This is a genomic window from Photobacterium toruni (genome assembly GCF_024529955.1).
Taxonomy (GTDB): domain Bacteria; phylum Pseudomonadota; class Gammaproteobacteria; order Enterobacterales; family Vibrionaceae; genus Photobacterium; species Photobacterium toruni.
Map to the genome: position 1 here is coordinate 2,037,766 of NZ_AP024854.1, position 13,995 is coordinate 2,051,760.

General features: G+C 40.5%; 12 protein-coding genes. 2 read left to right on the plus strand and 10 right to left on the minus strand.

All coding sequences use genetic code 11. The features are described from left to right. Nucleotides 1–128 precede the first annotated feature (128 nt). Nucleotides 129–1,490, minus strand: a complete 1,362-nt coding sequence (gene mepM / locus OC457_RS09660) for a murein DD-endopeptidase MepM (protein WP_080173040.1) — start codon at nt 1,488–1,490, stop codon at nt 129–131. 2 nt (nt 1,491–1,492) lie between these two features. Then, a complete protein-coding gene (znuA, locus tag OC457_RS09665) occupies nt 1,493–2,440 on the minus strand; it encodes a zinc ABC transporter substrate-binding protein ZnuA (protein ID WP_080173039.1) in 948 nt (315 codons plus the stop codon). Between the two features lie 163 nt (nt 2,441–2,603). Here znuA and znuC point away from each other — a divergent pair, with 163 nt between their 5' ends. Both znuC and znuB read left to right on the plus strand, forming a co-directional pair. After that, on the plus strand, nt 2,604–3,368 hold the full coding sequence (gene znuC / locus OC457_RS09670) for a zinc ABC transporter ATP-binding protein ZnuC (RefSeq protein WP_080173038.1): 765 nt from the start codon (nt 2,604–2,606) through the stop codon (nt 3,366–3,368). After that, nucleotides 3,368–4,153: a zinc ABC transporter permease subunit ZnuB gene (gene znuB / locus OC457_RS09675; RefSeq protein ID WP_080173037.1), complete on the plus strand. Its 786-nt coding sequence runs from the start codon at nt 3,368–3,370 to the stop codon at nt 4,151–4,153. The genes znuC and znuB overlap by 1 nt, the downstream gene beginning before the upstream one ends. A gap of 101 nt (nt 4,154–4,254) precedes the next feature. Here the strand turns inward: znuB and sucD are convergent, their stop codons facing one another. The 8 genes from sucD to sdhC form a co-directional block, all read right to left on the minus strand. Next, the gene (gene sucD / locus OC457_RS09680; RefSeq protein WP_080173036.1) at nt 4,255–5,127 is read right to left on the minus strand and encodes a succinate--CoA ligase subunit alpha; all 873 of its coding nucleotides are present in this window, start codon (nt 5,125–5,127) and stop codon (nt 4,255–4,257) included. Then, the gene (gene sucC, locus OC457_RS09685; RefSeq protein ID WP_080173035.1) at nt 5,127–6,293 is read right to left on the minus strand and encodes an ADP-forming succinate--CoA ligase subunit beta; all 1,167 of its coding nucleotides are present in this window, start codon (nt 6,291–6,293) and stop codon (nt 5,127–5,129) included. Before sucC ends, sucD begins: the two co-directional genes overlap by 1 nt. 156 nt (nt 6,294–6,449) lie before the next feature. Beyond that, a complete protein-coding gene (gene odhB / locus OC457_RS09690) occupies nt 6,450–7,670 on the minus strand; it encodes a 2-oxoglutarate dehydrogenase complex dihydrolipoyllysine-residue succinyltransferase (protein WP_080173034.1) in 1,221 nt (406 codons plus the stop codon). A 26-nt stretch (nt 7,671–7,696) separates the two neighbouring features. Beyond that, nucleotides 7,697–10,528: a 2-oxoglutarate dehydrogenase E1 component gene (sucA, locus tag OC457_RS09695; protein ID WP_080173033.1), complete on the minus strand. Its 2,832-nt coding sequence runs from the start codon at nt 10,526–10,528 to the stop codon at nt 7,697–7,699. A gap of 107 nt (nt 10,529–10,635) precedes the next feature. Continuing rightward, entirely contained in the window at nt 10,636–11,349 is a 714-nt protein-coding gene (locus OC457_RS09700; protein WP_080173032.1) for a succinate dehydrogenase iron-sulfur subunit, read from the minus strand. 15 nt (nt 11,350–11,364) lie between these two features. Further along, nucleotides 11,365–13,131, minus strand: a complete 1,767-nt coding sequence (sdhA, locus tag OC457_RS09705; protein WP_080173031.1) for a succinate dehydrogenase flavoprotein subunit — start codon at nt 13,129–13,131, stop codon at nt 11,365–11,367. Next, entirely contained in the window at nt 13,131–13,478 is a 348-nt protein-coding gene (sdhD, locus tag OC457_RS09710) for a succinate dehydrogenase, hydrophobic membrane anchor protein (RefSeq protein WP_080173030.1), read from the minus strand. Before sdhD ends, sdhA begins: the two co-directional genes overlap by 1 nt. Continuing rightward, on the minus strand, nt 13,472–13,873 hold the full coding sequence (sdhC, locus tag OC457_RS09715; protein ID WP_080173029.1) for a succinate dehydrogenase cytochrome b556 subunit: 402 nt from the start codon (nt 13,871–13,873) through the stop codon (nt 13,472–13,474). The genes sdhD and sdhC overlap by 7 nt, the downstream gene beginning before the upstream one ends. Between the last annotated feature and the right edge of the window lie 122 nt (nt 13,874–13,995).

The window sequence follows — 13,995 nt, forward strand, 5'->3', positions numbered from 1 at the left end:
ATTAATACGAAAAATCCAATATAAATAACCAATAATTTAGCATTTTTATTATTTATATATTATTTTTGATACTAATAAAAAAAAGCGTACCTTTCGATACGCTTCTCGTAAGAATAATTCTATTTATCTTAACTTGGCATCTTCGCGCTTAATTGTTTTTTATACGCTTTAACATCACGTAAAAACTGCGTTCGAGTACTGCCTCTTAATGGTTCAGCTTGCGGTAATGGCACTTTCATTGCGTTCACTGGGCGGCCACTTTTTATTAATTCAAAATGTAGATGCGGTCCTGTTGAGCGACCTGTATTACCACTTTTTGCAATACGTTGTCCCATTTTGACTTTATCTCCGACTTTGACTTGGCGTTTACTTAAATGTAAATAACGCGTCATATATTCACGACCATGTTTAATTACAATATAATTACCCGCTAGCGGATGATAACGTGATTTAACCACAACCCCATCACCAGCGGCTAAAATGGTTGTACCAATAGGCACAGCAAAATCAGTACCATTATGGGGCGAACGACGTTTAGTAATAGGATGTAACCGATTAGAGTTAAATGAAGAACTAATTCGGTATGATTTAAGCGTTGGTATACGTTTAAAGCCACGGTTCAAGCTACGCGCATCTTGATCATAAAATTGATCATCTTCACCACGGGCAATAAACATGGAATGCCCACGACGTTGGCTCTTATAGTAAAAAGCATTAATTTTACCTTTACCCACCGCTTTACCATCAATAAATTCACGATCCAAAACGACCCCAAACGAATCACCTTTGCGAGCATCACGACCTAGGTTCATCTTCCATTGTAATGCTTTAACCACATTACCAATTTGCGTTGGCGTTAATCCTGCATCACGAGCAGAATTATAAAAACTACCCGATACTCGCCCTGTTAAGGTTACAGGCTTAATAACACCTTTTTGGGCAACTTCTTTATATATATAGCCTTTTTTACTCAGCGTATAAGTATCTGTTATTTTTTTACTTCGTATAATACTTAGGGAGGTTAACTTTCCATCAGTATCAACTTCCCATTCTAATGTCTGTCCAACACGTAATTGTTGTACTGATTTATTTGCATCAATTAAACGGTACATATCTGATATAGGTAAGCCGTATTGGGAAAAAATAACCCCTAACGTTTCTCCCGATACTACGCGGTGTTTAGATTCTGTTTCAGCATGCGCTTGTACTAATTGCTGCTCTATCTCATCTTTTGGCGCTTGAAATTGAGGATCGTTTTGATCCAAAGAGACCCCCATAGGCTCACTATCAGATTCAGATTCCTCTGACGTTGTGAGATTAATAGGCACAGCAATAGGTGCTGGTTTTTTAAAAGTGGGTATGTGGATAGTGTGTTTAGCTGGCTGCCATGCAATAGCAGCCACCATTAAAACTGTAGTCGAGAATAACGCAATTTTATGCTGCAACGGTAACACCTTCAATGATGTTACCGCAGCGATATAATATTTCATAATTAATTAAGACACTTACTAAATCGTTGCCCAAGTTCATTTAGAAAACGGACATATCCTCCCTTGCCCTCAACGATATCAGTTGCCATTGGGTCAAGAGTCCCTATTTTAACATTCGTTCCTTTGATTACAGACTTCACAACAGCTGGCGAAAACTGCGGCTCACTAAAAACACAATACGCTTGGTTATTATTTAACGCTTCGCGAATAGATAACAATGTTTTAGCACCCGGACGACGATCAGGTTCAACGGTAAAATGACCTAAATTGTCTAATTTAAATTGTTGTTCGAAATAGCCATAACCATCATGAAAAACATAATAGCCTTTGTCACTTAGCGGTTTTAACTGCTTATTAAGCTGAGTAACTGCTAACTGAACATCTGCTGTGAATGTAGAAAGATTAGCTGTATATGTATTTTTATGCAATGGGTCATACTTGATCAATGCCTTAGTTATGACATTTGCTGCTTGCACCGCTTGATCGGGACCTAACCATAAATGTGGGTCAATACCATGATGATTATGTTGATGCCCTTTATGTTCAGATTCATGATCGTGATGTTCATGTTCATGTTCATGCTCATGCCCAGCATGATCTTGCTCATCTGCAGCGTAATAACGAAAATCAATATCATGTTGCTGGCTTAATGCAATATTTTCAGGTTTAGACGCCATTGTTTTAACTAAAAATGACTCTAATTCTGGTCCAACCCAAACGACAAGATCTGCTTGCTTTAATTTTCTGACATCTGATGGACGTAATGCATAATCGTGTGGTGATGATCCTGATGGAATAACGAATTCACTGGTTGCTGCACCTTGCGTTAATTCACTGACAATAAGATTTAGAGGCTTAACTGTAGTGACAACATTAAAAGTGTCAGAAGCTAATGCAGATCCAGAAGCAATAAGAGCGGTAGCACAAAATAGAGAAGTTAAACGGTGCATGATTTTTCCCATAAAAATATAGAGCAGCGAAAATTGTTGATTATCAGCAAAGAAATTTTTCTCTATTGGCTATAATCGGCGCGTATTAACAGTAACACATGTAAAACAAAGATGTTATAATATAACATCACATTTTGGCAAACTCTTATTTTAAGCATGCTTTATGACAACATTAGTAGAATTACAATCACTCACAGTGGCCTTCTCTGGACGTAATGTTCTAGATAATGTTGCACTCAAATTAGAGCGTGGTGAAATCACAACCCTTATTGGTCCAAATGGCGCAGGCAAGTCCACCTTGGTTAAAGTGATTACTGGATTACAAAAGCCCACACAAGGAAAAGTCATTCGACAAAAAGGATTACGAATCGGTTATGTTCCGCAAAAACTTCACCTTAACAGTACGCTACCGCTTTCTGTTGATCGGTTTATGCGTTTAGCCGGCCGTTATTCTTTAGATCAACGCCATGAAGCCTTGACCATGGTTAATGGCGCACACTTAATTGATAGTGATATGCACCGCTTATCTGGCGGTGAAATGCAACGGGTATTATTAGCGCGAGCATTACTCCAAAAACCGGATTTACTGGTCTTAGATGAACCAGTTCAAGGCGTTGATGTAACCGGCCAATTAGAGCTTTATCGCTTAATTCAACAATTACGTGATTTGCTTAATTGTGCAATATTAATGGTTTCACATGATCTACATTTGGTGATGGCAAAAACCGATAAAGTAATTTGTTTACAACACCATATATGCTGTTCTGGTAGTCCATTTAGTGTTACTAATCACCCTAAATATATTGCATTATTTGGTCGTCAAGCCAGCGATCAGTTAGCGTTATATCAACACCAACACAACCACCAACATGATGATTCAACAACGCCATCAACATGCTGTAATAATCATCAGGATAATAATAAATAATGATTGAGTTTCTACTTCCTGCGTTAATTGCTGGTATTGGGATAGCCCTTTTAGCTGGTCCTCTTGGTTCTTTTGTCGTATGGCGAAAAATGGCTTATTTCGGTGATACGCTATCACATGCGTCATTACTGGGTATTGCTTTAGGCTTTTTGTTTAATATCAATTTAAACCTTGCGCTAGTTATTTGTTGTTTAGTTTTAGCGGTTATTTTGGTGACATTACAAAAACAACGTTATGTCGCAACAGATACTTTATTGGGTATTTTAGCGCACAGTGCACTGTCTCTTGGCTTAGTCGCAGTAAGTTTTTTAGATAATGTTCGTATCGATTTAATGGCGTACTTATTTGGTGATTTATTGGCTGTAACCACCAATGATTTAATGTGGATTTATGGGGGAGGCGTTGTTGTATTAGCACTACTGATTTACCTCTGGCGACCACTTTTATCCATGACTATAAGCGAAGAAATGGCACAAGTTGAAGGTGTGAATGTTGATTTAATGCGATTATTACTAATGCTAATGGTGGGTATGGTAATCGCTGTGGCAATGAAATTTGTGGGAGCGTTAATTATCACCTCTCTCTTAATTATTCCCGCAGCAACAGCACGACGTTTTGCCCGTAGCCCAGAATCTATGGCTGTTATTGCATCTATTATTGGCTCAATTTCCGTCGTATTAGGACTCGCAATGTCATGGCACTACGATACACCTGCTGGTCCTTCTGTCGTGGTATCTGCAGCAGCCCTATTTATGTTAAGTCAATTTAAGCCCACGCAACGCTAACCGTATTTATTACAACAAAATACAAACAAAAAACCCGCTACACTTAATTTAGTGAGCGGGTTTTTATAGGTTTAGCAACTATAAATCAATATCAGCGTTAATTACCAATTCGTCACATCACGAAGTGCTTTACCAATATCAGCTAGACTTTGAACGGTTGTAACACCGGCCGCTTCCAGAGCTGCAAATTTTTCTTCCGCAGTACCTTTACCGCCAGAAATAATAGCTCCAGCATGTCCCATACGTTTACCTTCAGGTGCAGTAACACCCGCAATATAAGACACCACTGGTTTAGTAACATTCTCTTTAATATAGGCAGCAGCTTCTTCTTCGGCTGTACCACCGATCTCACCGATCATTACAATGGCTTTTGTCGCTGGATCATTTTCGAACATTTCAAGAATATCAATAAAATTAGAGCCAGGTATCGGATCGCCACCAATACCAACACACGTTGATTGACCAAAGCCTTCATCAGTGGTTTGTTTTACCGCTTCATACGTCAATGTGCCTGAACGTGAAACAATGCCCACTTTACCCACTCTATGAATATGACCCGGCATAATGCCAATTTTACATTCATCAGGAGTAATAATTCCGGGACAGTTAGGACCGATCATTCGTACGCCAGTCGCATCTAAACGTACTTTAACCTCCAACATATCTAACGTTGGAATGCCTTCTGTAATCGTAACAATTAATTCAATACCCGCATCGATAGCTTCTAAAATCGCATCTTTACAGAAAGGTGCTGGCACATAAATAACGGTAGCGGTTGCCCCTGTTGCCTTAATGGCATCACGAACAGTATTAAACACAGGTAACCCTAAATGCGTAGTCCCGCCTTTACCAGGAGAAACTCCCCCGACTAATTGCGTACCATAAGCTAAGGCTTGTTCTGAATGAAATGTCCCTTGCCCGCCAGTAAAACCTTGGCAAATAACCTTGGTATCTTTATTAATAAGTATCGACATTATTTACCCTCCGCGGCAGCAACAACTTTTTCAGCGGCTTCTGTTAACGAAGTGGCGGCAATAATATTAAGACCACTATCGGCCAATTTTGCAGTACCAACTTCAGCATTATTGCCTTCAAGACGCACCACGACGGGTACTTTTACACCCACTTCAGCAATCGCGCCAATGATACCGTCAGCAATTAAATCACAACGTACAATACCGCCAAAAATATTCACTAAAACAGCTTTAACATTGCTATCGGAAAGAATAATTTTAAACGCTTCTGTCACGCGTTCTTTAGTTGCGCCACCACCAACATCTAAAAAGTTAGCGGGATGACCACCGTGAAGATTAACAATGTCCATGGTTCCCATTGCTAATCCAGCGCCATTAACCATACAACCAATATTTCCCTCTAAGGCAACATAATTGAGTTCCCATTGTGCAGCGTGAGCTTCGCGCTCATCTTCTTGTGAGGCATCATGCATCTGGCGCAGTTTAGGCTGGCGATAAAGTGCATTCGCATCAACATTAACTTTACCATCGAGACATACTAACGTGCCTTCATCTGTAATAATTAATGGATTTACTTCAAGTAAGGCTAAATCACACTCAGCAAACATGGTGCCAAGCCCAAGGAAAATACGTGTAAATTGCTTAACCTGATCACCTTGTAGACCTAATTTAAAGGCTAATTCACGCCCTTGGTAAGGTTGTGGTCCAACTAAAGGATCGATTGCCGCTTTGTGAATTAAGTGTGGCGTCTCTTGTGCAACGTTTTCAATTTCCACACCACCTTCTGTCGATGCCATGAAAACGATACGTTGTGAACTACGATCAACAACCGCACCTAAATATAATTCAGTTGCAATACTTGATGCTGCTTCTACCAATACTTTTGTTACTGGTTGACCTGTAGCATCTGTTTGATAAGTCACTAAATTTTTGCCTAACCAATGTTGAGCAAATTGCTTAATGCCTTCTTTATTGTCATGTAGCTCAACACCACCAGCCTTACCTCGGCCACCAGCATGAACTTGACATTTTACTACCCATTTTTCACCGCCAATTTTACCAGCTGCCGCGGCTGCTTCTTGTGGGGTATCACAAGCATAGCCATCAGGCACTGGTAAACCATATTCAGCGAATAGTTGTTTTGCTTGATACTCGTGCAAATTCATAATGTTCTATCCGTTTTTATCCCTTTGGGACTCATTAAATCCATTTGAGATATTCTTTGATACCTCTTCATCATTGCATCATGCTTACTGCTTCCCATTTATAGGGAGGTAAGTTAACCGAATAATGAGCACTTACTCGGTTAACTCTTTAGAGCTTTAGACGTCAAGTAATAAACGTGTTGGGTCTTCCAGTAACTCTTTAATTGTCACTAAATAACCCACTGACTCGCGACCATCCACTAAACGATGATCATAAGACAGCGCAAGGTACATCATTGGTAAAATTTCAACCTGCCCATTAACCGCCATAGGACGATCTTGGATCTTATGCATACCTAAGATTGCAGCTTGTGGTGGATTAATAATCGGTGTCGACATTAATGATCCAAAAACACCACCATTAGTGATAGTAAAATTACCACCAATAAGATCATCAACAGTTAACTTGCCATCGCGGCCTTTAATAGCTAAGTCACGAATGCCTTTTTCAATCTCCGCTAAACTTAACTTATCACAATCTCGTAACACAGGGGTAACTAAACCGCGTGGTGTTGAGACAGCAATACTAATATCAAAGAAATTGTGATAGACAATATCATCGCCATCAATCGATGCATTTACCTCAGGGTAACGCTTTAATGCTTCAACAACCGCTTTTACATAAAACGACATAAACCCAAGACGAATACCATGGCGTTGTTCAAACACATCTTTATATTGCTTACGCAGATCCATAATTGGCTTCATATTAACTTCATTAAATGTTGTTAACATGGCGGTACTGTTTTTTGCTTCTAATAGGCGCTCAGCAACACGTTTGCGTAACCGTGTCATCGGTACACGTTTTTCACTACGATGTGCTAAAGGTAATTCGTGCTCAATATTAGATTCAACGCGCTTAGTTACCGAAGGAACTGTAACAATATTTTTTAAGTAAGCATCAACATCTTCACGAGTAATACGTCCGCCAACACCTGTTCCCTTGATTTTTTCAGCCGCAATACCATGCTCACCTAATAAACGACGTACCGCAGGACTTAATACCTCGCTATTTTCTTCGTTTAATGATGCTGTATTACGTTTATTTGGCGATGATTCAGCATCAGCTAATACATCTAATGTAGGTTCACCAGCAACTGCATTAACTTTAATTTTTCCAATCAGCTGTTTGGTTAATACTGTTGTCCCTTCAATTTCAAAAATAGCTTCTAATATGCCATCTTCAGGAGCAGGAACTTCAAGTACAACTTTATCAGTTTCAATATCAACCAAGACCTCATCACGCATCACTGTGTCACCGGGTTGTTTGTGCCATGTGGCTACAGTTGCATCAGCAACAGATTCCGGAAGATCAGGAACCAGAATTTCGATTGTCATATAGGTATTGTCCTTTTGTTCTCGTTCTAATTATTAGAATGGTCTTGATATTCAATAGTTAATGCGTCTTCAACTAACGCTTTTTGTTGTTTCAGATGTACTGACATATAACCTACAGCAGGTGATGCTGATGCTGGACGTCCAGCATAACGTAACACTGATCCAGCGGGTAAAGCAGAATAGAAATTATGTTGACTAGAATACCACGCACCTTGATTTTGAGGTTCTTCCTGACACCACACGAAATCCGTTACATGCTTATAATCTGCAATAGTCGCTTCAACATCTTCCTTCGGGAAAGGATACAACTGTTCAATACGTACAATCGCAACATCGGTTTGCTCATTTTTACGACGCTGCTCTAATAAATCGTAATACACTTTACCAGAACAAAATACCACTCGTTGTACCTGTTGCGCTGGCAAGTCATCTACTTCACCAATGGCAGCTAAGAAAGTACCATTCGCTAATTCATCTAATGTTGATGTACATAATGGATGACGTAACAATGACTTAGGTGACATCACAATCAATGGGCGACGCATTGGACGTACAACTTGGCGTCGAATCATATGATAAACTTGAGCTGGCGTTGACGGCACAACCACTTGCATATTTTGTTCAGCACATAATTGTAAATAACGTTCAAGACGTGCAGATGAGTGTTCCGGCCCCTGACCTTCATAACCATGTGGTAGTAGCATGGTTAAACCACACATACGTCCCCATTTTTGCTCACCTGAACTAATAAACTGGTCAACCACAACTTGAGCACCATTGGCAAAATCACCAAATTGCGCTTCCCAAATTGTTAACCCACTAGGCTCAGCGGTTGCATAACCATATTCAAACGCTAATACCGCTTCTTCAGATAACACCGAATCAATCACTTCAAATGGCCCTTGACCATTATGAATATGAGTTAACGGAATATAGGTACTTGCATCTTCTTGGTTATGTAATACCGCATGTCGGTGAAAAAACGTACCGCGACCAGAGTCTTGACCTGTAATACGAATACGATGACCATCATCAACCAATGTTGCATACGCTAAATTTTCAGCCATGCCCCAATCAAAGGCTTTTTCACCGGCAAACATAGCGACACGATCGTTATAAATTTTTTGAACGCGACTGTGTAATTGATGACTGGCTGGATATTGACATAAGCGACTACCTAGCTCCTGCAATCGTTGCTCGTCAACTTTACTCTTCCAGTCAACAGTCCAATCGTGACCTAAATATGGTGCCCAGTCGACCGAGTGCAATTTCATTGGTCGCCACTCTTTAACCACACACTCACCACGATCTAATGCATCACGGTATTCATTCACTAAGCCTGTCGCAATATCTAACCCAAATGCACCAATTTCAGTTAAATAATCGGCATATAATTTACGGGGCGTCGGATGTTTTTTGATTTTTTGATACATCAATGGCTGCGTAGCATTGGGTTCATCGGCTTCGTTATGGCCATGACGACGATAACAAACCAAATCAATCACAACATCACGCTTAAACTCATGACGATAATCAAATGCTAGTCGAGTCACAAACGCAACCGCTTGTGGATCATCAGCATTTACGTGGAAAATAGGTGCCTGTACCATTTTAGCAATATCAGTACAGTATTCTGTTGAGCGAGTATCTTGAGGATTTGACGTTGTGAAACCGACTTGATTATTGATAACAATACGAACCGTACCGCCAACACTATAACCTCGTGCTTGAGACATATTAAAGGTTTCAGCAACAACACCTTGCCCAGCGATAGCGGAGTCGCCATGAATGGTAATAGGCAACACTTTATCGCCAGTATCATCACCAAGGCGATCTTGACGAGCACGCACTGAACCAACAACAACGGGGTTTACAATTTCAAGGTGTGATGGATTAAAAGCAAGCGCAAGATGCACATCACCACCAGGTGTTGCAAAATCAGCAGAGAAACCTTGATGGTATTTCACATCCCCCGTTCCCCAGCTCTCGCCATGTTTACCAGCGAATTCGTCAAACAAATCTTGTGGCTTTTTCCCTAATACGTTAACTAACATATTTAAGCGACCACGGTGAGCCATACCCACTACAACTTCACGTACACCTTGTGAGCCCGCGTGACGAATCAGCTCTTTCATCATTGGAATAAGAGCATCACCACCCTCTAATGAAAAACGTTTTGCTCCTGGGAATTTTGCGCCTAAATAACGTTCAAGACCTTCCGCTGCCGTTAATTCATCAAGAAAGCATAATTGTTCATCAGCAGTAAACGAGCCCGTACCCATTACGGATTCAAGTCGCTGCTGAATCCAACGTTTTTCTTCCGTATCAGTAATATGCATATATTCAGCACCAATAGACCCACAATAGGTCTTTTTAAGTGCCGCATATATTTCACTGAGTTTCATGGTCTCTTGACCAATCGCAAACGAACCAACATTAAAGGTTTCATTGAAATCATCGGCGGTTAGCGAGTGAAATTCTGGATCGAGATCTGCAACATGATCTCGTTGCCATAACTCTAATGGATCAAGATTGGCATTTTGATGACCACGAAAACGATAGGCATTGATTAGCTGCAATACTTTTACTTGCTTAGCATCAACATCAGGATCATTAACAACTGCACTTAAAAAATGTGTTTCTTTTGCTAGACGTCTAAAGTAATCACGTACACGAGAGTGAGGCTGCTCAATAACCATTTCATCAACAACAGGTAAGTTAACAAACACCTCTTGCCATTGGGTATCAACTGATTCTGGATCGCTAAGATACAACTCGTAAAGATCTTCTATATAAGTTGCGTTGGCGCCAGCTAAATGTGAAGACTCAAGCCATGCCTTCATAACGCTATTCTGCATTATTTTCCCTTAACTACTGATTTATCGCCATTGGCATCGGTCTAATACCGAGCATTTTGGTTAGTGAGCTACACAAACAATATAAACGCACTAACATATCGATATTTTTAAACTGCTCGTTTAAGCAGCATTGATTTTATGTGTCCAATCGCTTTTGTCGGATTTAATCCCTTAGGACAAACATTTACACAGTTCATTATGCCATGACAACGAAAAACACTAAATGCATCATCGAGATCCGATAATCGTTCATCGGTTGCAGTATCACGGCTATCAATTAACCATCGATAGGCCGCTAGTAAGCCGGCAGGGCCAATAAACTTATCAGGATTCCACCAAAAGGATGGACACGCAGTTGAACAACAAGCACACATAATACATTCGTATAGACCATCTAATTGCGCACGATCTTCGGGTGCTTGTAGGTTTTCGCGTGCGGGCGGTATTGTCGCATCATCAATTAAAAAAGGCTTTACTTTTGAGTAGTTACTATAGAACTGTTCCATATCAATAATCAAATCACGTATCATGGGCAACCCAGGTAACGGACGAATAATAATCGCACTAGAATTGATTAAAGCGGATAATGGCGTAATACACGCTAAGCCATTTTTACCATTCATGTTAATGCCATCTGATCCACACACTCCTTCACGGCAAGAGCGACGAAAAGATAAACTAGCATCTTGTTCTTTAAGTAAAATTAGAGCATCAAGTACCATCATATCTGAGCCATCAGGTACATCAAGCTGATAATCTTTCATATACGGAGCATCATCAACATCTGGATTGTAACGGTAAATTGAAAAATTCAGTTTCATCGTGGTGATCTCCCGTTAATAAACACGTGCTTTAGGTGGAAATGCTTCACGATGAATGGGTGTCATATTAACGTCACGCTTTGTCATCGCTTCAGTTTCTGGATTATAGATAGAGTGGCATAACCAATTTGCATCATCACGATCAGGAAAATCAAATCGAGCATGAGCACCACGGCTTTCAGTACGATAATTAGCAGCAATTGCTGTCGCCATTGCTGTTTCCATCAAATTATCTAGTTCTAAACACTCTATACGCTGAGTATTAAACTCGGTTGAAGTATCATCTAGCCGAGCATGCTGCAAACGTTCTCTAATCGCTTTAAGCTCTTCCAGTCCAGCAGCCATTGCCTCACCTTCTCTAAACACCGAGAAGTTATTTTGCATACACGCTTGTAGGTCTTTACGGATTTGAACCGGATCTTCACCTTCTTGAGTATTATTCCAGCGGTTAAGCCGTGCAAGAGAGGCTTCAATATCGGCTTCTGTCGAAGGAGTTGCATCAGCTTGAGCTAATAATGTTTTACCTAAATGCAACCCTGTCGCACGCCCAAAGACCACTAAATCAAGTAAGGAATTTCCGCCTAAACGGTTAGCACCATGTACAGATACTGATGCAATTTCACCACAGGCAAACAAACCTTGAATTTCTTCATCAACACCCGCCGCATTTTGTTTCAATGCTTGGCCTGAGACTTGCGTTGGTACTCCCCCCATCATGTAATGACAGGTTGGAATGACTGGAATAGGCTCTTTAACAGGATCAATATGGGCAAATGTCCGTGATAATTCACAAATACCCGGTAAGCGCGATTCAAGAACATCTTTCCCTAGATGATCGAGCTTTAACTTCAAATGGGGTCCCCATGGACCATCACAGCCACGGCCTTCGCGAATTTCAACCATCATCGAACGAGCAACAACATCACGTCCGGCTAAATCTTTGGCATTGGGTGCATAACGCTCCATAAAGCGTTCACCATCTTTGTTAAGTAAATAGCCCCCTTCGCCACGGCAACCTTCGGTAACTAATACACCAGCACCTGCAATACCCGTTGGATGGAATTGCCACATTTCCATATCTTGCATCGGTACACCAGCACGTAGTGCCATACCAACACCATCACCCGTATTAATATGGGCATTGGTGGTCGATGCATAAATACGCCCAGCCCCACCTGTTGCTAAAATCGTCGCTTTAGCTTTGAAATAGCATACTTCTCCCGTCTCCATACATAGTGCAGTACAACCTAAAATAGCACCCTCTGAATTTTTAACGAGATCAAGGGCATACCACTCCGAAAAAATAGTAGTGTGGTGTTTAATATTTTGTTGATAAAGCGTATGTAATAACGCATGACCCGTTCGATCTGCCGCTGCTGCTGTACGGGCTGCCTGTTCACCACCAAATTCTTTTGACTGACCACCAAATGGACGCTGATAAATACTGCCGTCATCAAATCGTGAGAATGGTAGCCCCATTTTTTCAAGCTCAATCACTGACTTAGGTCCATTTTCACACATATATTCAATCGCATTCTGATCACCAATATAATCAGAACCTTTAACGGTGTCGTACATATGCCATTGCCAATCATCAGGATGTGAATTACCTAATGCAACCGTAATCCCTCCCTGTGCAGATACGGTATGAGAGCGGGTAGGAAATACTTTTGACAACAAAGCACATTTTAAGCCTTGTTCTGATATTTGTAGTGCGGCACGCATTCCAGCGCCACCAGCACCAATAACAACCGCATCAAATTCACGAATAGCAATACCCACTACACACCCCACACAATAAAGAAACCTGAAAATAGGTAAATAAATAAAATGGCAACAATAACAAATTGCAAACAAGCTCTTAATGCTGCTGGTTTAATGTAATCGGTAAGTACTTGCCATAAGCCAATCCACGCATGAATTAAAATAGATCCTAATGCCAATAAGGTAAAAACTTTCGTTGAGAGCTGTCCAAAAAAGGCTTGCCAAGAAACAAACGTTATTTCGGGACCAAAAGTAAAAAAGCCCACTAAATAAAGGGTATATAACGTTAAAATAATGGCGGTAACACGCACTAAGATAAAATCATGTATACCATTACGCCCAACAGAAGAGATATTGGTTACCATACTAATACTCCCGCAAATACAGATAATATTGCCACAATGACAAAACTCACTTTGGTACTAGAAAGGCCGGTATCCATTTCTTCAAAATACCCCATATCCATCAATAAATGACGAACACCAAGTACAATGTGATAAAACAGCGCCGTTAATATTCCCCATAATACAAATTTCACCAACCAACTTTCAGTCATACTGACCGCAGTAGCAAAACCGTCGGGAGAAGATAAGGACAAGTGTAGGAACCATAATAAAATGGCAATAGCGACGAACGTAATTACGCCGGATATTCGATGTAGAATTGACGCTATCGCTGTTAAAGGAAAGCGTATTGTTTGTAGGTCGAGGTTGACGGGTCTAGGCTTCTTTACTTTCACATTTTGCTCACTCAGCTTCATTAAAGCATTTTATTTTTATTAAAATCCTTGATTGTTTTTATAGTGAGCCATCAAAAAACAGTTAAAAAATGCTACGCCATCATTAAAAGCAAAGTGTTGAGCAATATAATCGCTTTGTCTTT

Excerpts from the sequence above, each read along its gene's own strand:
- sdhD (WP_080173030.1), bottom strand. The coding sequence starts at position 13,478 with ATGGTAACCAATATCTCTTCTGTTGGGCGTAATGGTATACATGATTTT.
- mepM (WP_080173040.1), bottom strand. The coding sequence starts at position 1,490 with ATGAAATATTATATCGCTGCGGTAACATCATTGAAGGTGTTACCGTTG.
- odhB (WP_080173034.1), bottom strand. The coding sequence starts at position 7,670 with ATGACAATCGAAATTCTGGTTCCTGATCTTCCGGAATCTGTTGCTGAT.
- OC457_RS09700 (WP_080173032.1), bottom strand. The coding sequence starts at position 11,349 with ATGAAACTGAATTTTTCAATTTACCGTTACAATCCAGATGTTGATGAT.
- znuB (WP_080173037.1), top strand. The coding sequence starts at position 3,368 with ATGATTGAGTTTCTACTTCCTGCGTTAATTGCTGGTATTGGGATAGCC.
- sucA (WP_080173033.1), bottom strand. The coding sequence starts at position 10,528 with ATGCAGAATAGCGTTATGAAGGCATGGCTTGAGTCTTCACATTTAGCT.
- znuA (WP_080173039.1), bottom strand. The coding sequence starts at position 2,440 with ATGCACCGTTTAACTTCTCTATTTTGTGCTACCGCTCTTATTGCTTCT.
- sdhC (WP_080173029.1), bottom strand. The coding sequence starts at position 13,873 with ATGAAGCTGAGTGAGCAAAATGTGAAAGTAAAGAAGCCTAGACCCGTC.
- sucD (WP_080173036.1), bottom strand. The coding sequence starts at position 5,127 with ATGTCGATACTTATTAATAAAGATACCAAGGTTATTTGCCAAGGTTTT.
- znuC (WP_080173038.1), top strand. The coding sequence starts at position 2,604 with ATGACAACATTAGTAGAATTACAATCACTCACAGTGGCCTTCTCTGGA.
- sucC (WP_080173035.1), bottom strand. The coding sequence starts at position 6,293 with ATGAATTTGCACGAGTATCAAGCAAAACAACTATTCGCTGAATATGGT.